This is a genomic window from Stenotrophomonas sp. CASM101 (genome assembly GCF_049384845.1).
Classification (GTDB): Bacteria; Pseudomonadota; Gammaproteobacteria; order Xanthomonadales; family Xanthomonadaceae; genus Stenotrophomonas; species Stenotrophomonas hibiscicola.
The window spans coordinates 107530-128961 of sequence record NZ_JBMRFR010000010.1 but is presented as its reverse complement, the minus strand read 5'-3'; the positions used below and the strand labels follow the sequence as shown (position 1 = coordinate 128961).

Sequence of the window (21432 nt, the reverse complement as noted above, 5' to 3'; positions counted from 1 at the left end):
ATCCTCGGACGCTCCAATTGCCGGCCAGCGGCCGGCACTACCGGACCATCGTCACGCTTCGCGAACCAACACCCCGTCGCGCAATCTGTACTGCGTATCGACCACGCCTTGAGGCAGATCATCGTGGGTGATCATCAGCAGGCTGCGCCCGTCCAGCAACCCGGAAAGGTCCTGCAACAGCGCGCGTGCAGTATCCACGTCGAGGCCTTCGGTCGGTTCGTCCAGCAGCAGGATCGGCGCATTGCGCAGCAGCGCGCGCGCCAGTGCCAACCGCCGCGCCTGGCCGGCGGACATCGTCGCGCCGTTCTCGCCCACCCAGGCCTGCAGGCCGCCGTTGCGCTCGGCCCATTCGCCCAGACGCACGCGGCGCAGCACCGCCCACAACGCGGCGTCGCTGGCATCGGGATCACCAAGGCGCAGGTTCTCGGCCACGCTGCCGGCAAACACCGGCGCGTTCTGCGGCAGCCACGCCAGTTGCCGGTGCCAGTCAGCCTGGGCGAAATCACGCAGATCGCGGCCACCGTAGGTCAGCCGTCCCTGCTGCGGATCCCACAGCCGCAGCAGCAGGCTGGACAGCGTGGTCTTGCCGCTGCCGCTGTCGCCGCGAATCGCGATGCGCTCGCCCGGCGCCAGGGTCAGATGCAGGCCGGACAGCACCGGCCGCGCCGCACCGGGCCACTGGAAATGCACGTCATCCCACTGTACGCGCGCGGCCTGCGGTACCGGCTGCGGCGCCTGCGGATCGTCCACCGTCGGCGGTTGCTCGACGATGGCCTGCAACCGCTCGGCGGCAATGCGCCCGGACTGCAGCGACTGCCAGGCCAGGCCCATGCCGGCCCACAGCTCGATCAACGCCACGGTCAGGAACACCAGGCCTGCGGCCATCTCCGGCGCGATGCGCTGCTGTTCGGCCGCATGCAGGGCCAATGCCAGCATCGCCACCAGCCCCAGCCCGGCGACCAGACCGTGCAGCGTCGAGGCCGCGATCAGGCGCCAGCGGCGGCGGCGATCACGCGAGGCCAGCTGCTTGGCAGCTACGCGTACCTTGAGCTGCCAGGCCGCATCGGCGTGCAGCGCGGCCAGGTCACCCGCACCTTCCAGCCCTTCGAATGCAGCGGTACGCAATGCGGCACGATGCGCGGCACGGTCGGCCTCCTCGTCGTCATGGCCACGCACGCCCAGCCAGGGCACGCCGAAGGCGATCAGCAGCGCCAGCACCGCCATCAGCACCGCGGCCGACGGCAGGATCAGTGCCGCCGAAACGATCGCGACCAGCGACAATCCGCCCAACGCCACCAGCGGCCCGATCGCACGCACCAGCAGGCCGTCCACTTCACCGATATCGCCGAGCAGGCGCGCCAGAAGGTCGCCGGTGCGCGTAGCCCCCAACCGTGCGGGTGCCAGCGGCAACGCGCGGCGGAAGAACCACACGCGCAGGTCGCGGGCGATGCGCAGCGTGGCGTCGTGGCCGACCAGCTTCTCGAAATAGCGCGACACGATGCGCGCCATCGTCAGCCCGCGTATGCCAGCGGACGGTGAAAAGAAGTTGAAGCCTTGGCCGAGGCCGGCCGCGCCAGCCAACGCGGCGGCGGTGAGGAAGCCACCGGACAGACCCAGCAATGCGGTGCCGGCCAGCATGGTGGTCCACAGCAGCAGCACGGTCAGCAGCAGGCGCGGCCGATGGCGCAGGAACACCGCGCGCAGCGAATCAGGCGAACGGCTCATGCGCGCACCGCCTGTGCAGGCTCGACCAGGCGGCCTTCCGGCAACAGCAGGCAACGGTCGGCCCAGGCGATCACCGCCGGGCTGTGGGTGGCGACCACCACGCTGCGGCCACGTGCATAAGCGGCCAGGCTGCGCAAAAGCGCCGCTTCGGTATCGGCATCGAGGAACGCGGTGGGTTCGTCCAGCAGCAGCACCTGCGGATCGCGCAGCAACAACCGGGCCAGGCCGATACGACGGGCTTCGCCGCCGGACAGGCCGAAGCCACGTTCGCCGATCACCGTGTCCAGGCCCAGTGGCAGGCGCTGTGCGAACTGCAGCACCTGCGCGGCCTCGGCCACCGCACGAAGACGCGCATCGCTGGCACCCGGATCGGCCAGGCGCAGGTTGTCGGCAATGCTGCCGTGGAACAGGTAGGGGCGCTGGCTGGCATAGGCCACCTGCACACCGGGACGGAGCTGCAGCTTGCCGGCGCGCGGCGGCAGCCAGCCGGCCAGCGCTTCCAGCAGGGTGCTTTTACCGGAGCCGCTGGGACCAACCAGGGCCAGGCGCTGGCCCGGCTCCAGCCGCAGGTCCAGATCCTGCAGCACATCCTGCGGCGCGCCCAGCGGGCGCAGCACCAGCCCTTGTGCCTGCAGCGGCGGCAAGGCGGCCTCGGCCGGCTCCACCGCCAGCGGTGCAACCTCGTTCTCGATCAGGCCCTGCTCATCAGGCAGCGACTGCAGCAGGCGCTCCACTTCGGCGGCGGCGGCCAGTGCATTGGCGCGATCATGGTAATGCGCGGCCAGCCGTCGCAGCGGCGCATAGAATTCCGGTGCCAGCAGCAGGCAGAACAGCCCCGCACCCAGCGTCGGCACCGCTGCATGCAGCGACATCATGCCCAGATAGCTCAGGCCCAGGTACAGCGCGACCATCGCCACGCTCACCGAGGCGAAGAATTCCAGCACCGTGGACGAGAGGAAAGCGATGCGCAGAACCTTCAGGGTGCGCACGCGCACGCCTTCGGCAGCCGCCTCGATCCCCTCCAGCTCAGCTTCGCCGCGGCCATACAGGCGTAGCAGGCCCAGGCCCTTGATCCGGTCGGCGAAATGTCCGCTCATGCGTGCCAGCTCACCCAGCTGCGCGCGGCCGGCCGCTTCGGCGCCCCAGCCCACCAGCATCATGAAAAATGGCACCAGCGGCGCAGTGAACAGCAGGATCAGCGCCACCACCCAGTCGACCCAGGCGACAGCGGCCAGGATCAGCAGCGGCACCACCACCACTTCAGTGCGCACCGGCAGGAAGCCGCTGTAATAGCTCTCGATCGCATCACCGTGATGCAGCATCAGTTCGCCCAGTTCGCCGGTGCGGCGCTGGCGCAGCCACAGTGGGCCCTGGCCCAGCAGGCGTGCGAACACGCGTTCGCGCAATGCCAGGCGTGCGGCGTCGGCCACGTCACCGGCAGCCGCCTGGGTGGCGCTGCCCAGCAGCGTGCGCAGCACCAGGATCACCGCCAGCCCACCCAGCGCTGGCAGTCCCGAGGCCAGCGGCACGCGCTCCACCAGCACCTGCTGCACCAGCCAGGCGATGGCGGCAGCCTGGCCGATCAACAGCGCTCCGGACAGGCTGATGCACAGCGCAGCCAGGCGCTGGCGGCCCCGGGCGGAGCGTGCCAGGTCGGCCAGCCAGGCCGTGCGCACACGCCGCTGGCGGGCGGTTTCAGCTTCCGGGGACAGGCCGTCAGGGGTCGTTTCGGCAGCGCTCAAGAGGTCTTCACGGGCAACGGGGGAGACACGGCATTGTAGGCGCAGGCAATAGCCCGCCCCTGCGGCCGGCGGTCGCAGTCTTCATCAGGTTGGCATACGATCAACCGGGGCACCTGTTCATACATTGATCTGGATCAAGGCTGTTTGAAGTAGTCGGTCACATCATTCACGTCGTAGACCACCCTTCCCGCCACCTGCAACGGCACTATCCAACGAGGTAGCCAGGCCATGATTGATCAGACAGTCGTAGAACTGTCGCGGCTGCAATTCGCGCTGACCGCGATGTACCACTTCCTATTCGTACCCCTCACCCTTGGCCTGTCCTTCATGGTGGCCATCATGGAGAGCGTGTACGTGATGACCGGCAAGGAGATCTGGCGCAGGATGACCCTGTTCTGGGGCGTCCTGTTCGGCATCAACTTCGCCATGGGCGTCGCCACCGGCATCGTCATGGAATTCCAGTTCGGCATGAACTGGTCCTACTACAGCCACTACGTGGGTGACATCTTCGGCGCGCCGCTGGCGATCGAAGGCCTGATGGCCTTCTTCCTGGAAGCCACCTTCGTCGGCCTGTTCTTCTTCGGCTGGAACCGCCTGAGCAAGGTCAAGCACCTGATGGTGACCTGGCTGATGGCACTGGGCACCAACCTGTCGGCAATCTGGATCCTGGTGGCCAATGGCTGGATGCAGAACCCGACCGGTGCGGTGTTCAACCCGGAAACCATGCGCATGGAAGTGGTCGACTTCATGGCGGTGGTGTTCAACCCGGTGGCGCAGGCCAAGTTCGTGCACACCGTCAGTGCCGGCTACGTGACCGGTGCGGTGTTCGTGATGGCGATCAGCGCGCTGTTCCTGCTGCGCAACAAGCACAAGGACCTGGCCCGTCGTTCGTTCGCGGTGGCCGCGGCGTTCGGCCTGCTGTCCTCGCTGTCGGTGGTGGTGCTGGGTGACGAGAGTGGCTACGCCGCCAGCGAACACCAGAAGATGAAGCTGGCCGCGATCGAAGCGATGTGGGAGACCGAGCGTGCGCCGGCCGACTTCACCGCCTTCGGCATCCCGAACCAGGACACCCACCAGAACGACTACGCGGTGAAGATCCCCTACCTGATGGGCCTGATCGCCACCCGTTCGTTGAACCAGCCGATTCCAGGCATCCTGGAACTGGTCGAGCGCGCCGAACACCGCGTGCGTGGCGGCCAGCTGGCCTACGGCGCGCTGGAACGCCTGCGTGCGAACAAGAACGACGTCGAAGCACGCGAGATGTTCGACCGCCACTGGCAGGACCTGGGCCACGGCCTGCTGCTCAAGCGCTATCGCGATGACATCCTCAACGCCACCCCGCAGGAAATCTCGCAGGCGGCGATGGACACCGTGCCGCGCGTGATGCCGTTGTTCTGGACCTTCCGCGTGATGGCCGGCCTCGGCTTCTACCTGATCGCCTTCTTCGCCCTGGCCTTCTACTACTCCTGCCGCAACAATTTCCAGGACAAGCGCTGGTTCCTCAAGCTGGCCCTGTGGACGCTGCCGGCACCGTGGATCGCGATCGAGTGCGGCTGGTTCGTGGCCGAGTATGGTCGCCAGCCGTGGGCGGTCGATGGCGTGCTGCCAACCTTCTATGCGGCATCGGGGCTGGCCCTGCATGAAATCGTGCTGACCCTGGCCGGCTTCACTGCCATCTACACCGCGCTGATCGTGGTCGAGATCAAGCTGATGCTCAAGGCGATCCGCAAGGGTCCGGACGAGCTGCTGCCATCGCTGCAGTCGCCCCAGCCGCATGCTTCCCACAATGCCTCGGCGCCGGTCGCCGGCCAGGCCTGAGGCAGGAGAACCAAGATGGATTTCATTCTTCTGGACTACACCACGCTGCGCGTGATCTGGTGGCTGCTGCTCGGCATCCTGCTGATCGGTTTTGCCGTGATGGATGGTTTCGACCTGGGCGTGGGCACCCTGCTGCCCTTCGTCGCCCGCACTGACGCCGAACGCCGCCGGGTGATCAACACCATCGGCCCGGTCTGGGAAGGCAACCAGGTGTGGCTGATCCTGGGTGGCGGCGCCATCTTCGCCGCCTGGCCGCCGCTGTACGCGGTCAGCTTCTCTGGCTTCTACCTGGCGATGTTCGTGATCCTGTTCGCCCTGATCCTGCGCCCGGTCGGCTTCAAGTTCCGCAGCAAGATGCCCAGCGAACGCTGGCGCAACACCTGGGACTGGGCGCTGTTCATCGGTGGCTTCATCCCGGCGCTGATCATGGGCGTGGCAGTGGGCAACGTGCTGCTGGGCGTGCCGTTCCATTTCGATGACAGCATGCGCATCTTCTACACCGGCTCGTTCTTCGGCCTGCTGATGCCCTTCGCGCTGCTGGCCGGCCTGCTGAGCGTGTCGATGCTGGTCGCCCACGGTGCCGCCATGCTGGTGATCAAGACCGACGGCGCGGTGGCCGAGCGTGCCGCCCGATTCGGCAGCATCGCGGCGATCATCGCCTTCGTGCTGTTCGCGGTGGGCGGCGCCTGGGTGGCCTTCGGCCTGCCGGGTTACCAGATCACCTCGCAGGTGGTTACCGATGGCGCCACCAATCCGCTGCTGAAGACCGCCGAACTCGGCGCCGCCGGTGGCTGGATGCGCAACTACAGCGCGATGCCGGCCACGATCCTGGCCCCCCTGCTCGGCCTGGCCGGCCTGCTGGCCAGTGCGGTGCTGCTGCGGGCCCGTCGTGGTGGCCTGGCCTTCATCGCCTCCGGTGCGGCCATCGCCGGCATCATCCTGACCGTCGGCTTCGCCATCTTCCCGTTCCTGCTGCCGTCCTCGAGCCAGCCCACCTCCAGCCTGACCGTGTGGGATGCCTCGTCCAGCCACCTGACCCTGTGGATCATGCTGCTGGCCACGGCGGTGTTCCTGCCGATCATCCTCGCCTACACCACCTGGGTGTACCGCGTGCTGAAGGGCAAGACCACCTCCGAAGAGATGGGCAACAACCCCAACGCGTATTGATTGCTTGCACGTGTGCCGACCAACGGTCGGCACCTACCCGGAATGAAGGAGACTGATCATGTGGTATTTCGCCTGGATTCTCGGTGCCGGCCTCGCCTCGACGGTGGCCATCCTCAACGGCATGTGGTTCGAAGCCCGCGAGCAGAACCGCATCGAGAACGAAAATCGTCGCTGAGATGTAAAAAGACCTTGCCGCCTTGGCCTTCACACGGTATCTTAGGCGGCTCCTTCGGGGTGTAGCTCAGTCTGGTAGAGCGCTACGTTCGGGACGTAGAGGTCGCAGGTTCGAATCCTGTCTCCCCGACCACTTCGGTGGTCGCATTGAAGCCTGGTGATGTCGCCCAGGCTTTTTTGTTCCCTGAAGTGGCACCGCTTTCGCGGTGTGAAGAAAACAGCGTTCACCCCTTGCCGCCATCGGGATGAATCGCTAGAATAGGCGGCTCCCTTCGGGGTGTAGCTCAGTCTGGTAGAGCGCTACGTTCGGGACGTAGAGGTCGCAGGTTCGAATCCTGTCTCCCCGACCACTTCGGTGGTCACCAAGAAGCCTGGAAGACATCACTGTCCTCCGGGTTTTTTTGTACCAGGCGCCAAGCCACCCGCATGACAGGACCTTGCCAGGCAGCGCACGTACAATGGCCGCGCTGCCGGCCCGCCTGCAGCCCCTACCCCCACCTGCCGCTTCGGCGTAGACCGATGCCGGCGCTGCATGCCATTTCTGCGGCATGCGACACCTGCAAGGACCACCGATGAGTTCCTCCACTTCCGATTCGCCGTCGCTGCTGCACGGTCGTGTCCTCGCGTTTGCCGCGATCCTGCTGGCAGCGGTCAACCTGCGCACTGCGGTCACCTCGATCACCCCGCTGCTGGACGTACTCGGCCAGCAGTTCGGCTTCGGTACCACCATGACCGGCGTGCTGGGCATGCTGCCGACCGCCTCGTTCGCGCTGTTCGGCGTGGCCACGCCGACGCTGGCGCGGCGCCTGGGCCTGGAGCGCACCACCCTGCTGGCGATGGTGATGGCGATGGCCGGCCTGCTGCTGCGCTCCAGCGCCGGCAACGTCGGCACGCTGCTGCTCGGTTCGGTGCTGGCACTGGCCGGCATGGGCATCGGCAACGTGGTGGTGCCGCCGCTGGTGAAGCGCTACTTCGCCAACAAGGTCGGCACCATGAGCACGCTCTACATCAGCGTGCTGCAGCTGGGCACGATGCTGCCGGCGTTGCTGGCGGTGCCGGTGGCCAATGCCGCAGGCTGGCGCGTGTCGCTGGGCATGTGGGCACTGCTGGCGCTGGCCGCCGCATTGCCGTGGCTGCTGCTGGCCAGGCGCGCGCCGAAACCGCTGACCGGCGCCACCGATCCGACCGCACAGCCGCACGGAAAGGTCTGGCGCACGTCGCTGGGCTGGAGCATGACGCTGATGTTCGGCATGACCTCGCTGATGACTTACTCGATGTTCACCTGGCTGCCCCGTATCGTGGTCGAGGCCGGTGGCACGCCAGCGTTCGGTGGCGTGATGGTGGCAGTGTTCTCGGCGCTGGGCCTGCTGCCGTCGCTGGTCATCCCGTCGTTGGCGGTGCGCATGCAGAATCCGTTCCCACTGGTGCTGATCGGCTTCTTCTCGTTCGTGATCGCCTTCACCGGCCTGCTGCTGGCGCCGATGAAGGCCCCCCTGCTGTGGGCCTGCCTGCTCGGCGTCGGCCCGTCCACCTTCCCGCTGGCGCTGACCCTGATCAACCTGCGCACGCGCACCCCCACCGGCTCGGCGGCACTGTCCGGCTTCATGCAGGGCGTGGGTTACAGCTTCAGCTGCCTGGGGCCGTTCCTGGTCGGCTGGCTGCATACGGTCAGCAACGGCTGGACGCTCCCGTTCAGCTTCCTGTTCGGCTGCGCCACCCTGATGCTGTGCGCCTCGTGGGTGGCCTGCAAGCCGCGCAAGCTGGAAGACCTCTGGTAAGCACGGGGCCTTGTGACCGGCCCCACCTACCGCTCGTCAGTCCGCGTGCTGATTTTGACGCCGGGCTGACAATTCCGGGCGGATAGTGCCCACGAATGCCCATCCTTGCCGCGTGCCGGCATCGGGCATGGGGGCGGCAGCGCCGCCCAGGCCACCATTCGGTGTGCGGGGGACTCTCGTTTCAGACAAGACATTGCAGGTCGCTGTCCGGGTTTGTATCCGTCCTTGCTGGACGGGAATGCACGAAGGGAGTGACGCGGGCCACGGCCACGCCAAAAGCTGGCATGTGATGTGCGTCACATTTCTCAGGTTGTCTGGTTCGGAAGCCAAGGGGGTCCCCAATGGTTGTCCACCGCCGGCTGGCGCTCTGCGTCGGCCTTGCCTGTACCGTCCTGGCCTGGGCCAGCAGCGCTGCCCCGCCTGACCGCGAGGTGGCCCTGGCCGAGATCGGCCGTTACCGCGACCAGGCCCGCTGGCTGGATGCCCTCGGCGCGATCGAGCGCGCCAGCCAAGAGCAACCCAACGACGACCTGCTGTTCAAGCTGCGCGTACTGACCTTGGGCGACATCGGCAACGCCTGGCGCGCCTGGGAGCTGTACCAGCAGCGCCCGCAGCTGTTCGACGCTGCACAGAAGCAGCGCATCGAAGGCGACTACCTGGCCAAGCGGGTGGTGTGGAGCCTGGCCTACAGCAGCAGCGAAGACAGCCGCCTGGAAGAAGCCGAATCGACCCTGGCGCGCATGCAGCGCTACCTGGGCAGCGAAGGCACCCCGCCCGCGCAGGCGCCGCTTCGCGTCCGCATGGACCGGCTGATCCTGCTCAACCGGCTGGGCCGCCATGCGCAGGTGCGCGAGGAAGCCCGCGCACTGCAGGCCGAAGGCCATGCCCTGCCCGACTATGTGCTGCCTGCGGTCGGCGATTCGCTGATGGGCACCCTGCATCCGGAAGAAGCCATCCCGGTGCTGCAGGCGGCCGTCGCTGGCGATCCGGCGCGCGACGCCTCGCATTCGGAACTGGCCTACGCCTACCTGGAAAGCGAGCAGCAGGAAAAGGCGATCGACCTGCTGCAGGCATGGCGCGACAAGGAACCAGCGTGGCGCTGGAGCAATGGCAAATCCCCATACGCGAACTGGTCGCGCTACGAAGCTGACCTCAACCTGGCCATGGTACGCGCCTACAGCGGTGACCTGCCCACCGCGCAGCGCGACCTGGAATCAATGGTGGAGATCGCACCGGGCAACGGTGGACTGCAGAGCGCGCTGGGCAGCGTGTACATGATGCGCGGATGGCCACGCATGGCACTGCAGCGCCAGCAGATGGCACATGCGCTGGACCCTCGCGACATCGAGCCGCGGCTGGGCATGGAGGAGGCCTACGTCGCCCTGCAGCGCGATGACCTGGCAAGGCCACTGCACGACGATCTTGTCGCACGCTACCCGACCCAACCCGCCGTCGAACGCATGGACCAGGCCTGGCGGGCGCATCGCGGTTGGCAGCTGAAGGCATGGACCGACATTGGTCGCAGCTCCGGCGGTGGCGGCACCTCGCCGCTGGGCAACAACGACCGTCACTACGGGGTCGAAGTGCAGACACCGGTACTCGACGACCGCTGGCGGTTGTTCGCCTTGGCCGACAGGCGCTCGGTCGACTTCCAGGACCAGCGCATTGACCCGCTGTGGCTGGGCGCGGGCGTACGCTACCGCTTCGGCCAGCTGGATGCGGAAGCGGCGGTACTGCGCGCCAACGACCACATTGGCGATACCGGCCTGCGCATCGGCGTGGGTTGGCAGTTCAACGATTACTGGCATGCCGGGCTGGTGGCCGCACGCAATGACCCGGAAGCCTCGATGCAGGCGCGCGTGGCGGGCATCACCGCTGACAGCGTGAGCGCGCAGGTCGACTACCGGCGCAGCGAGCTGACCCACTGGATGTTCGGCGCCAGCCGCTTCCGCTACGACGACGGCAACCACCGCGAGCTGTTCAGCACCAGCATCGAACAGCGCCTGCTGACCCGCCCGCGCTGGTTGATCGACGGCCTGGCCAGTGCCTACACCAGCCGGGGCAGCCGCGACGACGCGCCCTACTTCAACCCGAAGCGCGACCGCATGGTCGAGATCGGGCTGCGCATCGACCAGCAGCTGTGGCGGCACTACGAGCGCCACTTCCGGCACCGCCTGACGGTCTCGCTGGGTGACTACTGGCAGGACGGCTTCGGCAGCGCTCTGGTCCCTTCGGTGTCCTACATGCACGAATGGCAGCTGGGCCAGGGCCGCGTGTTCGAGTACGGCGTGCGCTGGTCGCGGCCGGTCTACGACGGCCACCGCGAGCGTCATATCGGCTTCGAAGCCGCACTGCGCTGGGGAGAGTGACATGGCCCGCATCCTGCGACTGATCGTGCTCCTGCTGCTGGCCGCCACGCCGCCGGCGTTCGCGCAGCAGGCCCTGCATCTCGATGCCACTGACAACGGCCTGCTGATCCTCAGCTACCACGACATCCGCGACCGGGTCGCGGCCAAGGGCGATGCCGATACCTATGCGGTGAGCACGCAGAACTTCGCCGCACACCTGGACTGGCTCGGCGCGCATGGTTATCACCCGGTCTCGCTGTCGCAGGTGATCGACGCCTCCCAGGGACGCGCCACGCTGCCACCGAAACCCGTACTGCTGACCTTCGATGATGGCCTGCGCAGCGTCTACGACAAGGCGTTCCCGCTGCTGCAGGCGTACCGCTACCCGGCGCTGGTGGCAGTGATCACCGATTACGTGGACATGGCACCCGGGCGCACGATCGACTATGGCTACCGGCCGTTCGGCCACGATGACTTCGTTACCTGGGCGCAGCTGAAGCAGATGCACGACAGCGGCCTGATCGAAGTGGCCAGCCATACCGACGACCTGCACCACGGAGTGCTTGCCAATCCGCAGGGCAATTCGACGCCAGCGGTGGTCACCCGCATCTACCGGCCGGCCACGCGCAGCTACGAGAGCGAGGCGCAGTACGAGCAGCGCCTGCGCGCCGATCTCGGCCGCAGCGTGCAGCGCATCCAGCAGCATCTGGGCGTGCGCCCGCGCGCCATTGTCTGGCCGTACGCGGCCTACAACCAGTTGAGCAACGACATCGCCGAACAGCTGGGCATGCCGGTGTCCTTCGATCTGGAAGGCCGCAGCACGCCAGTGGCCAGCGACCTGCATGGGCTGGCGCGCTTCCTGGTCAGCGACAACCCGACCGTGGAGGGCCTCGCCTACGAGCTGCGGCGCGACGTTGCGCTCGACGGCATCCGCGCGTTGCAGGTCGACCTCGATGATGTGTACGACCCAGACCCGGCGCAGCAGGGGCGCAACCTCGATGCGCTGATCGAGCGGGTCAAGCGCATCTCGCCCACCCACGTCTACCTGCAGGCGTTCGCCGATCCGGACGGCAACAACACCGCCGATGCACTGTACTTCCCCAACCGGCACATGCCGATGCGCGCGGACCTGTTCAGCCGGGTCGCCTGGCAGCTGAAGTCGCGCGCGGGGGTGAAGGTTTACGCATGGCTGCCGGTGCTCGGCTTCGAGCTGCCCGACCCCGTGCAGCGCAAGGCACTGGCGATCCACAACGGTGATGCCGACGGCATGTACCGGCTGGACTTCACCAATCCGAAGGCACGCCAGATCATGCTCGACATCTACGAGGATCTGGCCGTCAATTCGTATTTCGAAGGCCTGCTCTTCCATGATGATGGCTACCTGCGCGACACCGAGCTGCCCACCTTGTCGGCCGGTACGGACGGCAGCGCACGCACACAGGCGCTGATCGACTTCACCCTGGCCCTGCGCGACAGTGCGCAGCGTTGGCGGCCGAAGCTGGCCACGGTGCGCAACCTGTACGCGGAGCCGGTGCTGCGTCCGCAGAGCGAGGCCTGGTTCGCGCAGCGCCTGGACCTGTTCAACAAGGCCTACGACCAGACCGCACTGATGGCGATGCCGTGGATGGAAGGCAGCAGGCATCCGGAACGCTGGCTCGACCAGCTGCTGGCCGCGGTGCGCGCGCACGATCCCCAGTTGCAGCACACCCTGTTCGAACTGCAGACCGTCGATTGGCGCAGCGGGCAACCGATTCCCGCCGAGCGGCTGCGCGCGCAGATCCGCCAGCTGCAGGCGCAGGGCGTGCACCACTTCGCCTGGTACCCGGATGACTTCATCGCCGGCCAGCCTTCCACCCATGATGCCCGCGCGGCGATGTCCGCCGGCAACTTCCCGTACCCGGAGAAGTGACATGGACATGCATCCGCTGCTGCAGGTCCTGTTCCAGTTCGCCTTCTACTACCCGATGGTGATGGCGTTCTTCTGGATGTCGGGCGGCCTGTATTACTACTTCCGGCGCGAACGCCATTCGCGCCCACGCAATGACCCGCCGCTGATGGTCGATCCACCGTTCGCGAGCCTGTTGATTCCCTGCCACAACGAGTCCGCGAACCTCGACGACACGCTCGGCGCGGCGCTGGCACAGCGCTATCCGGCCGACTACGAGGTGATCGCCATCGACGATGGCAGCAGTGATGACACCGGCGCCCGGCTCGACGTGCTGGCGGCGAAGCATCCGCGGCTGCGCGTGCTGCACCTTGACCGCAACCTCGGCAAGGCCAACGCGCTGCGCATGGGTGCGCTGGCGGCCCGCTCGGAGTACCTGGTGTGCATCGATGGCGACGCGATGCTGGAGGAGCACGCGCTGCACTGGATGATCTGGCACCTGGTGAGCGGCAACCGGGTCGGCGCGGTGACCGGCAATCCGCGCATCCGCAACCGCTCCACCCTGCTCGGACGCCTGCAGGTGGCCGAGTTCTCGTCGATCATCGGCATGATCAAGCGCGCGCAGCGCGTGTACGGGCGCATCTTCACCATCTCCGGAGTGATCGCAGGCTTTCGCCGCACCGCCCTGCACCAGGTCGGCTGGTGGTCGGATGACATGGTGACCGAGGACATCGACATCAGCTGGCGCCTGCAGCGCGCGCACTGGGACATCCGCTACGAACCCAATGCGCTGTGCTTCATCCTGATGCCGGAGACCCTCAAGGGCCTGTGGCGGCAGCGCCTGCGCTGGGCCCAGGGTGGCGTGGAAGTGATGCTGCGGCATGCGCGTTCACTGCTGCACTGGAAGGAGCGGCGCATGTGGGGCGTACTGCTGGAGTACGTGCTGAGCGTTATCTGGGCCTACACCATGTTGTTCATCGTGGTGCTGTGGGTGCTGGGCAAGCTCATCGACATGCCGCCGCAGCTGTACATCGCCAGCCTGCTGCCGCAATGGCATGGCGTGATTCTGGCCCTGGTCTGCCTGATGCAGTTCGCCAGCAGCCTGATCATCGACCGTCGTTACGAAACACAGATTGGACGCAACTACTTCTGGGTCATCTGGTACCCGATGGCGTACTGGCTGATCAGTCTTTCCACCACCCTGGTGGCGTTGCCGAAGACCCTGCTGCGCCGTCGCAGCAAGCGCGCCACCTGGACCAGTCCCGATCGGGGGATCCGATGAAGGCACAACGCCCGTCCAACCGCTTCGACTCGCGGATGATCCGCAAGCCGCATCGCCAACCACGCTTCCAGCGCACCGCCTGGGGCTTCGTCACCCTCGCGTTCTGGGGGTTCTACTTCTACCTGTGGGCACCGTTGGTGACCCTGTTCTCGTGGCTGATCGGCGGCCAGCTGGCCTGGCAGCAGCTGTACGAACGGCAAAGCCACTTCGACCCCTATGTGCTGGTGGCACTGCCGCTGATGCTGCTGTGTGCCAGCGTGCTGCTGATCGGCTGGGCCGAGTACAACCGCGCGCGCTTCCGTGGCCACGAGCGACGCCTGCCGCGACCACTGGCCAGCCTCAATGAAGTCGCGGCCGATCTGGGTGCCAGCACCGGCCTTGCCGAGCGCCTGCTGGGCTGCAAGGCCGCCACGCTGCACATGGACGATCACGCGCGGCCGATCGGTATCCGCCGCGAGGTGGTGTGACGCCCCGGTAGTCGCCGACCCGGGTCGGCGCTTGCTTTGGTAGCTGCCGATCCTGGTCGGCGCTTGGGCCTGGTGGGCGCCGACCTTGGTCGGCACCGGGGTCTACCGCGAAGTGCATCCGCGCATCGCGTGGATCTACTTGCGCGTCTGCCCTTCGCCGCGCACGACAAATCGTTCGACGGTGAGTGCTTCCAGGCCCATTGGGCCGTACGCATGCAGGCGCGTGGTGGAAATGCCGATCTCGCTGCCCAGGCCCAGCTGGCCACCGTCGGAGAAGCGCGACGAGGCATTGACCATCACTACCGCCGAGCGCAGCGCAGTGACGAAGCGCTCGGCATGGCCGGCGTCTTCGGTGGCGATCACTTCGGTATGGTCGGAGGTATAGGCACGGATGTGCGCGATGGCCGCCTCGAGGTCATCAACCACGCGCACGGCCAGCACCAGGTCGAGGAACTCGGCAGCGTAATCCTCCTCGGTCGCCGCCGTGCTGCCCGGCAGCAGCGGTTGCGCCTGCGCATCGGCGCGCAGCTGCACGCCGCGCTCGCCCAGCACCTGCGCTACGCGCGGCAGGAACGTTTCGGCGACCTCGCGGTGCACCAGCAGCGTTTCCAGGGAATTGCACGCCGCCGGCCGGCTGCACTTGCCATCCACCAGCAGATCGAGGGCTTTGCCGAGGTCGGCGCTGGCATCCACGAACAGGTGGCAGACACCCTTGTAGTGCTTGATCACCGGCACCCGCGCATGCTCGGCAACGAAACGGATCAGGCCTTCGCCGCCGCGAGGAATCGCCAGATCGATCAGCTCATGCAGCTGCAGCAGTTCCAGCATTGCTTCGCGACGCAGGTCGGTCAGCACGGTCACCGCTGCCGGCGGTACGCCATTGGCCTGCAAGGCACCCGCCAGCGCCTGGGCGATGGCGGTGTTGGAGTGGATCGCCTCGGAGCCACCGCGCAGGATCACGCCATTGCCGGCCTTCAGGCACAGCGCGGCCGCTTCGGCGGTCACGTTCGGGCGCGCTTCGTAGATCATCGCGATCACCCCCAGCGGCACGCGTACCTTCTGCACGCGGATGCCATTCGGACGCACTTCGTCGCGGGTGACCTGGCCGGCCGGATCGGGCAGCGCCGCCACTTCGCGTACCGCTTCGGCCATCGCGAACAGGCGCGCTGGGTCCAACGCTAGGCGATCGAGCATGGCACTACCGACGCCCTTGTCGCGCGCAGCAGCAAGGTCCCGCGCGTTGCTGGCCAGGATCAGCCCGGCATTCACTTCCAGTGCCTGGGCCATTGCCAGCAGCAGCGTGCGGCGCGCCGCACTGTCGAGGCCGGCAACGATCTGGGCCGCGTCACGGCAGGCACGCGCCTGCGCTTCGATTTCGCTCATCGGGGAGTCCTTCAAACCGGTCATGGCAGCACCAGATCGTCGCGATGGACGACACTGCCACCGTAGTTGTAGCCCAGCACGGCCTCGATGTCGCGCGAATGGCGGCCGGCGATCCGGCGCACATCATCGGCCGCGTACTGGCTGACTCCGCGCGCCACGCAGACGCGGCCCTGTGGCGCGTTCCAGCACACCTGCACCATGTCGCCGCGGCGGAACACGCCCTCTGCACCGGTGATGCCACCGGGCAGCAGCGAGGCGCCCTTCTCGCGCATCGCCTGTGCCGCACCGGCATCGATGACGATCACGCCCTCGGCCAGCGGTGCATGCCGCAGCCAGTGCTTGCGGGCGGCCTCGCGGCTGCGTGCGGCATGGATGCGGGTGCCGAACAGGCGATCCTGCGCCAGCGCGCGCACCACGTCACCGCTGCGGCCATTGAATAGATAGGTTTCGATGCCCAGGCGCCCGGCCTTCGCCGCCGCCTCCAGCTTGGTGCGCATGCCGCCGGTACCGGCGCGCGAGCCGGCGCCGCCCGCCATCGCCAGCACCTCGTCACCCAGCTCCGGCACGTCGTGCAACGGCCGCGCATCGGCCACGGTGCGCGGGTCGGCGCTGTACAGGCCATCGATATCGGTAGCGATGAACAGCGCATCGGCGTCGACCAGCGCCGCCACGGTGGCAGCCAGGTTGTCGTTGTCGCCGAGCTTGAGCTCATCCACCGACACAGTGTCGTTCTCGTTGACCACCGGCAACGCGCCCAGCCGAAGCAGTTCGTTGAGCGTGGCGCGTGCGTTGAGGTAGCGGCGGCGGTTGCGCAGGTCGTCATGGGTCAGCAGCACCTGCGCCACCGGACGCTCGAAGAAGCGCTGCCAGAGCCCGATCAGCTGGGCCTGGCCGAGCGCAGCCAGCGCCTGCCGCGCCGCCATCGCCGCACCGGGCTCATCGGCCCGCGGCAGGATCGCGCGCCCGGCCGCAACCGCACCGGACGACACGATCACCACCTCACGTCCGGCCAGTACATTGGCAGAAACGAACTGTGCCAGGCCCAGCGCGTGGCGGGGCGACAGGCCGCCGCCATCGGCGGCGAGCAGGCTGCTGCCCACTTTCAGCACCGCACGCCGCCACGGCGGCAGCGCCTGTTCCGGGAACGGCGAAGCGACGTGGCTGGCATGCAGAGTCATCAGTCAGGGCCTCAGCGGGTGTTCCATTCGTGCACGGTCAGGTCGGAGGCATGCATCGTCACCAGCGGATCGGTGGCGACGATGGCCTGCGCCTGCGCCAGGCTGTCCACGTTGCACAGCACATAGGCGCCACCACTGCCATCGGCGAAGCCGCCGGTCAGCTGCAGCTTGCCCTGCGCCTGCAACGCGTCGAGGAAATCGCGGTGCGGCTGCACCGCTGCATCGTTGAAGTCCGGCCGGCGCATCGCCATCACCAGGTAGACAGTGCCCGCCATCAGGACAGCGCCTGCCAGCGCGCGCGCAGCTCGTCCAGGCGCAGGTCGGCGGCCGAACCCGGGGACACGCGCGCGGCGAGGCTGCCTTCCGGGGTACGCCCCTGCCCTGCACTGTCGGCACCGGCAGCTGCGGCCTTGTAGGCCTCGCGGAACGGCACGCCAGCCACCGCCGCTTCCACCGCAACGTCGGTGGCATACATGCCCGAATCAATCGCCGCGCGCAGCTTGTCGTCACGCCATTCCAGATTGGCCAGCAGCGCCGGCAGCAGGTCCAGCGCGGCCAGGCCACGGCCGAAGCCGTGGAAGATGGCCCCCTTGGACGACTGCAGGTCGCGATGGTAGCCGGACGGCAGCGACAGCAGCTGCTCGATCTCGGTGCGCGCGGCGGCGACGCTGGCGTGGGTGGCACGCATCAGCTCGATCACATCCGGATTGCGCTTGTTGGGCATGATCGAACTGCCGGTGGTGTACTGCGCCGGCAGCGCGACGAAGCCGAACTCGGCGCTGGTGAACAGTGACAGGTCCCAGGCAATGCGGCGCAGGTCCAGCGTGGCGCCACCGAGCGCTTCCAGTGCAGCCAGCTCGAACTTGCCACGCGACAGCTGCGCATAGATCGGCGAGATCTGCATGCGCGCGAAGCCGAGCGCCGCCGTGGTGTGCTCGCGGTCCAGCGGCAGGTTCACGCCGTAGCCGGCAGCGGTACCCAACGGATTGGCGTCGACCAGCGCATGGGTATCGCGGGCGCGGATGGCGTTGTCGATGAAGGCCTCGGCCCAGCCCGCCCACCACATGCCGGCCGAGGACACTACGGCGCGCTGGATGTGGGTGTAGCCGGGAATCGGCAGGTCCTTCTCGGCCTGTGCGCGGTCCAGCGCAACCTTGGCCGCTTCGGCGCTGAGCTGTGCCACGCGCTGCAGCTTCTCCTTCAGCCAGAGGCGGGTGGCGACCAGGATCTGGTCGTTGCGGCTGCGGCCGGTGTGGATCTTGCGGCCGGCATCGCCGAGGCGTTCGGTCAGGCGCGCTTCGATCGCCGAGTGACCATCCTCGTACTGGGTATCGAGCACGAAGCGGCCTTCGCGGAAGTCCTGCGCCAGGATCTCCAGTTCGCGCAGCAGTTCTGCCAGTTCATCGGCGCTGAGGATGCCGATGTGCTGCAGGCCCTGCGCATGCGCGGCGCTGGCAGCGATGTCATGCAGGAAGAACTCGCGGTCGAGGATCACGTCGTCGCCGGCGAGGAAGGTCTGGATCTGGGCGTCGACGGCGACGCCGGGCTTCTGCCAAAGAAGGTCTGCCATGGGGGCTCCGGAATGCGTATTCAGTGCGGGATCGACGTCAGTTCGTCGATGCCAAGCGCGAGGTTGAGGTTCTGCATGGCCTGGGTGGCCGCGCCCTTCAGCAGGTTGTCCAGGGTCGCCACCACGACGACCCGCTTGCCGCCCGGCGCGAGCGTGAAGCCACCGACCTGGGCACCGTGTCGGCCGGCGATACGGCTGACCCACGGCGCTTCATCCACCACGTCGATCAGGGGTTCGCCGGCATAGGCCTGCTGGAAGCGCTCGACGATCTGTTCGCGGGTCTGCACGCGGTTCAGCCACAGGTTGGCGGTAAGCGTGATGCCCCGGAAATGCGGCGCGACATGTGGCATGAATTCAACAGCCACACCCAGCTGCACCGACACCTCCCGCTCATGCACGTGGTTGGTCAGCGCGTAGGGCATCAGGTTGTCGGCCAGCAGTTCGACGTTGTTCTTGTCCGACGGCGTGGTACCGGCGCCGGAGTAGCCGGAGACACCGAAGCACTGCGGCGGACCGGCCAGCAGGTCCAGCAGCGGATGCACCGCCAGCTGCATCGCCGTGGCATAGCAGCCCGGGTTGCTGATGTGCTTCTGGCCGTTGTAGCGGCCGCGGGTCAGCTCCGGCAGGCCGTAATACCAGCTGTTGTCGAAGCGGTAGTCGGCCGAGAGGTCGACGATGACGGTGTCCGCCTTCGCCGCCTCCAGCGCGGCCACGAACGGCGCGGCCAAGCCGTTGGGCAGGGCCAGGATCACCGCATCCACGCCCTTGGCCGCCACTGCGTCGGCGTCCAGGTTTTCGTACTGCAGCTCGCCCTGGAATTCCGGGTGGTGGTCGGACAGGCGCTGCCCGGCGCGCTCGCGCGAGGAGACGAAAGCCAGTTCCAGCCGCGGATGGGCGGCCACCAGCTTGATCAGCTCGGCGCCGGTATGGCCGCGGGCACCGACGATGCCCAGGGTAAAGGTCGAATCGTTCATGCGTGACTGTCCAGGCGGTACTGCAGGTGGCGCTTCACGCCCTGCCATTCCGCATCGATGATGGAGAAGATGACGGTATCGCGCGGCGTGCCATCGGCATGCCGCTTGTGGTTGCGCAGCACGCCATCCTGCTTGGCGCCCAAGCGCGCGATGGCGGTGCGCGAGGTGACGTTGAACCAGCTGGTTTCCAGTACCACGCTGATGCAGCCCATGGCCTCGAAGGCGTGCTGCAGCAGCAACAGCTTGGCTTCGGTGTTGGCGCCGGTGCGCTGCACGCGCGGCGTGTACCAGGTGTAGCCGAGGCTGAGCCTGGGCACGCTGGCATCCATGTCGTAGAAGCGCGTGCTGCCGATGATGTCACCCGCCGCATCACGGATCACAAACGGCAGCACCTTGCCTTCGCTCTGCGCCTGCAACGCGGCCCGCACATAGGCCTCGGCCTGTTCCGGCGATGGCACCTGGGTGTACCAGAGCTGGTCCAGGCCGCTGCCTTCAAGCGCATCGCGCAGGCCGGGCACGTGCTCCATCTGCAGCGGCTGCAGGGTTACGTGCTGGCCGCGCAGGGTAGGAACCGTGTTCCAGGCATCGAGGTTGCTCATTGCTCAGCCCTGCAGGCTCGGGGTGCGCTGCGCGCAATGATCGACATAGGTCTTGATCCGGTCGATGCCATCGGCACCGAACCAGAATACCTTCCACTGATCCTGCTTGTAGCAGCCATCGGACTCGGCGTAGTAGAAGTGATTGATCGGGTTGCCATGGCGCGAGCGCCAGAACAGCTGCGGCGTTTCTTCCAGCATCACGTTCCAGACCGCACGGCCGAGGCCTTCGCCCTGTGCGTCGTCGAGCACGGCGAACTTGTCCAGGTACACGCCTTCGGCCTCGTCGGTGAGGATGACCGCGGTGCGGTAGTTCTCGCTGACGTAGGCGCGCAGCAGCCTGGTCTTCTGGAAATAGTCCGGCACCAGGGTGCGGCCGAAGCTGGATTCGATCAGGCCCTTCAGGCGCGGCAGGTCCAGTTCGTCCCAGGCGGTGGCGCGCAGCACTTTTTCGCCCTTGCGCACCAGCGTGCCCGAGCCCTTGTGGGTGAACAGTTCCTTGGCCAGGTCGGCCGGGCGGGTGATCGACACCGACGATTCCAGCGGCAGGCGATCGAGCAGATCCTTGATCTGTTCGATCTTCACCTTCATGCCGCCGTGGATCCACGGCTGCGCGATCAAGTGGTCGTACTCGGTGGACAGGTTGATCGAATCGATCACGTTGCCCGCCTCGTCCAGCAGGCCGCCGGTGCCGGTCAGGAAGATGATCTTGTACGGCTGCAGTTCCTGCACCAGCTCGTTGGCGGCGAAGTCGGCGTTGACGTTGAGGATCTGGCCACCGGCGGTTTCACCCAGGCTGGTGATGACCGGGATCGAGCCCGCACGCAGGCTGGCCTCGATCGGCGCCAGGTTGACCTTCTTCACCTCGCCGACCAGGCCGTAGGTATCCACGTCCAGGTACTCGGCCTCGAACACGCCACCGGTGATCGAGGTGGCGCGCGCGCCGTTCTGCTGCAGCGCCTCGACCAGGCGCAGGTTGGACTGCTGGAACACCCGGCGCACGATCGCCAGTGCTTCCGGCGAAGTCACGCGCAGGCCGTTCACGGTCTGCTTGTCGATGCCGGCCGCCGACAGCTCGGCATCCAGCTGCGGGCCGGCGCCGTGCAGCACGATCGGGGTCAGCCCGACTTCCTGCAGGAACGACAGCGAAGAGGTCAGCGCGTCGAGATCGTCGCGCAGCACCGCGCCGCCGACCTTGACCACGGCGAAGCGCTTGGCATCCAGCTGCGAAAAGCGCTTGAGGTACTGGCTGATCTCCTTCGCGCTGGCCATGCTGGAAAGCAGGCGCACGATGGTCTGGCGGGTCTGGCGGTGGGGCTGGAGGGCAGGAGACATTTCGGTTTCG

General features: G+C 67.1%; 17 protein-coding genes and 2 tRNA genes. 10 read left to right on the top strand and 9 right to left on the bottom strand.

What is annotated here, in order from left to right:
* Window positions 1-51: 51 nt before the first annotated feature.
* Both cydC and cydD read right to left on the bottom strand, forming a co-directional pair.
* Window positions 52-1725, bottom strand: coding sequence for a thiol reductant ABC exporter subunit CydC (cydC, locus tag VG543_RS14770; RefSeq protein ID WP_423178150.1), 1674 nt, complete (start codon window positions 1723-1725; stop codon window positions 52-54).
* Window positions 1722-3467, bottom strand: coding sequence for a thiol reductant ABC exporter subunit CydD (cydD, locus tag VG543_RS14765; protein ID WP_423178152.1), 1746 nt, complete (start codon window positions 3465-3467; stop codon window positions 1722-1724). The genes cydC and cydD overlap by 4 nt, the downstream gene beginning before the upstream one ends.
* Before the next feature lie 228 nt (window positions 3468-3695).
* Here cydD and VG543_RS14760 point away from each other — a divergent pair, with 228 nt between their 5' ends.
* From VG543_RS14760 to pgaD, 10 genes are all read left to right on the top strand, one after another.
* Window positions 3696-5285, top strand: a complete 1590-nt coding sequence (locus VG543_RS14760) for a cytochrome ubiquinol oxidase subunit I (RefSeq protein ID WP_019660486.1) — start codon at window positions 3696-3698, stop codon at window positions 5283-5285.
* 15 nt (window positions 5286-5300) lie between these two features.
* Window positions 5301-6452, top strand: a complete 1152-nt coding sequence (cydB, locus tag VG543_RS14755) for a cytochrome d ubiquinol oxidase subunit II (protein WP_058982786.1) — start codon at window positions 5301-5303, stop codon at window positions 6450-6452.
* Between the two features lie 58 nt (window positions 6453-6510).
* Entirely contained in the window at window positions 6511-6627 is a 117-nt protein-coding gene (gene cydX / locus VG543_RS14750; protein WP_021204639.1) for a cytochrome bd-I oxidase subunit CydX, read from the top strand.
* A 55-nt stretch (window positions 6628-6682) separates the two neighbouring features.
* A tRNA-Pro gene (locus VG543_RS14745) sits at window positions 6683-6759 on the top strand.
* Between the two features lie 140 nt (window positions 6760-6899).
* A tRNA-Pro gene (locus VG543_RS14740) sits at window positions 6900-6976 on the top strand.
* A 222-nt stretch (window positions 6977-7198) separates the two neighbouring features.
* On the top strand, window positions 7199-8404 hold the full coding sequence (locus VG543_RS14735; protein WP_058979709.1) for a CynX/NimT family MFS transporter: 1206 nt from the start codon (window positions 7199-7201) through the stop codon (window positions 8402-8404).
* A 341-nt stretch (window positions 8405-8745) separates the two neighbouring features.
* Window positions 8746-10773, top strand: a complete 2028-nt coding sequence (gene pgaA, locus VG543_RS14730) for a poly-beta-1,6 N-acetyl-D-glucosamine export porin PgaA (protein ID WP_423178153.1) — start codon at window positions 8746-8748, stop codon at window positions 10771-10773.
* Between the two features lies 1 nt (window position 10774).
* Window positions 10775-12661, top strand: coding sequence for a poly-beta-1,6-N-acetyl-D-glucosamine N-deacetylase PgaB (pgaB, locus tag VG543_RS14725; protein WP_164144819.1), 1887 nt, complete (start codon window positions 10775-10777; stop codon window positions 12659-12661).
* A 1-nt stretch (window position 12662) separates the two neighbouring features.
* Complete coding sequence (pgaC, locus tag VG543_RS14720) at window positions 12663-13919, top strand: poly-beta-1,6-N-acetyl-D-glucosamine synthase (RefSeq protein WP_021204194.1); 1257 nt, start codon at window positions 12663-12665, stop codon at window positions 13917-13919.
* Entirely contained in the window at window positions 13916-14386 is a 471-nt protein-coding gene (gene pgaD / locus VG543_RS14715) for a poly-beta-1,6-N-acetyl-D-glucosamine biosynthesis protein PgaD (RefSeq protein WP_312544272.1), read from the top strand. Before pgaC ends, pgaD begins: the two co-directional genes overlap by 4 nt.
* 135 nt (window positions 14387-14521) lie before the next feature.
* Here pgaD and VG543_RS14710 read toward each other — a convergent pair whose 3' ends face one another.
* From VG543_RS14710 to VG543_RS14680, 7 genes are read right to left on the bottom strand one after another with little or no spacing between them, the layout of a single operon-like run.
* On the bottom strand, window positions 14522-15793 hold the full coding sequence (locus VG543_RS14710; RefSeq protein WP_423178154.1) for a glutamate-5-semialdehyde dehydrogenase: 1272 nt from the start codon (window positions 15791-15793) through the stop codon (window positions 14522-14524).
* The gene (proB, locus tag VG543_RS14705) at window positions 15790-16947 is read right to left on the bottom strand and encodes a glutamate 5-kinase (RefSeq protein WP_312544268.1); all 1158 of its coding nucleotides are present in this window, start codon (window positions 16945-16947) and stop codon (window positions 15790-15792) included. Before proB ends, VG543_RS14710 begins: the two co-directional genes overlap by 4 nt.
* 11 nt (window positions 16948-16958) lie before the next feature.
* Window positions 16959-17222, bottom strand: coding sequence for a YciI family protein (locus VG543_RS14700; protein ID WP_019660495.1), 264 nt, complete (start codon window positions 17220-17222; stop codon window positions 16959-16961).
* Window positions 17222-18517, bottom strand: a complete 1296-nt coding sequence (argH, locus tag VG543_RS14695) for an argininosuccinate lyase (protein ID WP_423178155.1) — start codon at window positions 18515-18517, stop codon at window positions 17222-17224. Before argH ends, VG543_RS14700 begins: the two co-directional genes overlap by 1 nt.
* Window positions 18518-18537: 20 nt before the next feature.
* The gene (gene argC, locus VG543_RS14690; protein WP_111102828.1) at window positions 18538-19491 is read right to left on the bottom strand and encodes an N-acetyl-gamma-glutamyl-phosphate reductase; all 954 of its coding nucleotides are present in this window, start codon (window positions 19489-19491) and stop codon (window positions 18538-18540) included.
* Window positions 19488-20090, bottom strand: a complete 603-nt coding sequence (locus VG543_RS14685) for a GNAT family N-acetyltransferase (RefSeq protein WP_019660498.1) — start codon at window positions 20088-20090, stop codon at window positions 19488-19490. Before VG543_RS14685 ends, argC begins: the two co-directional genes overlap by 4 nt.
* Before the next feature lie 3 nt (window positions 20091-20093).
* Window positions 20094-21422 (bottom strand): acetylglutamate kinase, encoded by a 1329-nt coding sequence (locus VG543_RS14680; protein ID WP_021204188.1) that lies wholly within the window; start codon window positions 21420-21422, stop codon window positions 20094-20096.
* Window positions 21423-21432 lie beyond the last annotated feature (10 nt).

What these genes read in the sequence shown, in the direction of transcription:
- proB (WP_312544268.1), bottom strand. Translation starts at nt 16,947, where the DNA reads ATGACTCTGCATGCCAGCCACGTCGCTTCGCCGTTCCCGGAACAGGCG.
- VG543_RS14735 (WP_058979709.1), top strand. Translation starts at nt 7,199, where the DNA reads ATGAGTTCCTCCACTTCCGATTCGCCGTCGCTGCTGCACGGTCGTGTC.
- argC (WP_111102828.1), bottom strand. Translation starts at nt 19,491, where the DNA reads ATGAACGATTCGACCTTTACCCTGGGCATCGTCGGTGCCCGCGGCCAT.
- VG543_RS14685 (WP_019660498.1), bottom strand. Translation starts at nt 20,090, where the DNA reads ATGAGCAACCTCGATGCCTGGAACACGGTTCCTACCCTGCGCGGCCAG.
- pgaB (WP_164144819.1), top strand. Translation starts at nt 10,775, where the DNA reads ATGGCCCGCATCCTGCGACTGATCGTGCTCCTGCTGCTGGCCGCCACG.
- pgaA (WP_423178153.1), top strand. Translation starts at nt 8,746, where the DNA reads ATGGTTGTCCACCGCCGGCTGGCGCTCTGCGTCGGCCTTGCCTGTACC.
- cydC (WP_423178150.1), bottom strand. Translation starts at nt 1,725, where the DNA reads ATGAGCCGTTCGCCTGATTCGCTGCGCGCGGTGTTCCTGCGCCATCGG.
- pgaD (WP_312544272.1), top strand. Translation starts at nt 13,916, where the DNA reads ATGAAGGCACAACGCCCGTCCAACCGCTTCGACTCGCGGATGATCCGC.
- VG543_RS14760 (WP_019660486.1), top strand. Translation starts at nt 3,696, where the DNA reads ATGATTGATCAGACAGTCGTAGAACTGTCGCGGCTGCAATTCGCGCTG.
- VG543_RS14680 (WP_021204188.1), bottom strand. Translation starts at nt 21,422, where the DNA reads ATGTCTCCTGCCCTCCAGCCCCACCGCCAGACCCGCCAGACCATCGTG.
- VG543_RS14700 (WP_019660495.1), bottom strand. Translation starts at nt 17,222, where the DNA reads ATGGCGGGCACTGTCTACCTGGTGATGGCGATGCGCCGGCCGGACTTC.
- cydX (WP_021204639.1), top strand. Translation starts at nt 6,511, where the DNA reads ATGTGGTATTTCGCCTGGATTCTCGGTGCCGGCCTCGCCTCGACGGTG.
- pgaC (WP_021204194.1), top strand. Translation starts at nt 12,663, where the DNA reads ATGGACATGCATCCGCTGCTGCAGGTCCTGTTCCAGTTCGCCTTCTAC.
- cydB (WP_058982786.1), top strand. Translation starts at nt 5,301, where the DNA reads ATGGATTTCATTCTTCTGGACTACACCACGCTGCGCGTGATCTGGTGG.
- argH (WP_423178155.1), bottom strand. Translation starts at nt 18,517, where the DNA reads ATGGCAGACCTTCTTTGGCAGAAGCCCGGCGTCGCCGTCGACGCCCAG.
- VG543_RS14710 (WP_423178154.1), bottom strand. Translation starts at nt 15,793, where the DNA reads ATGACCGGTTTGAAGGACTCCCCGATGAGCGAAATCGAAGCGCAGGCG.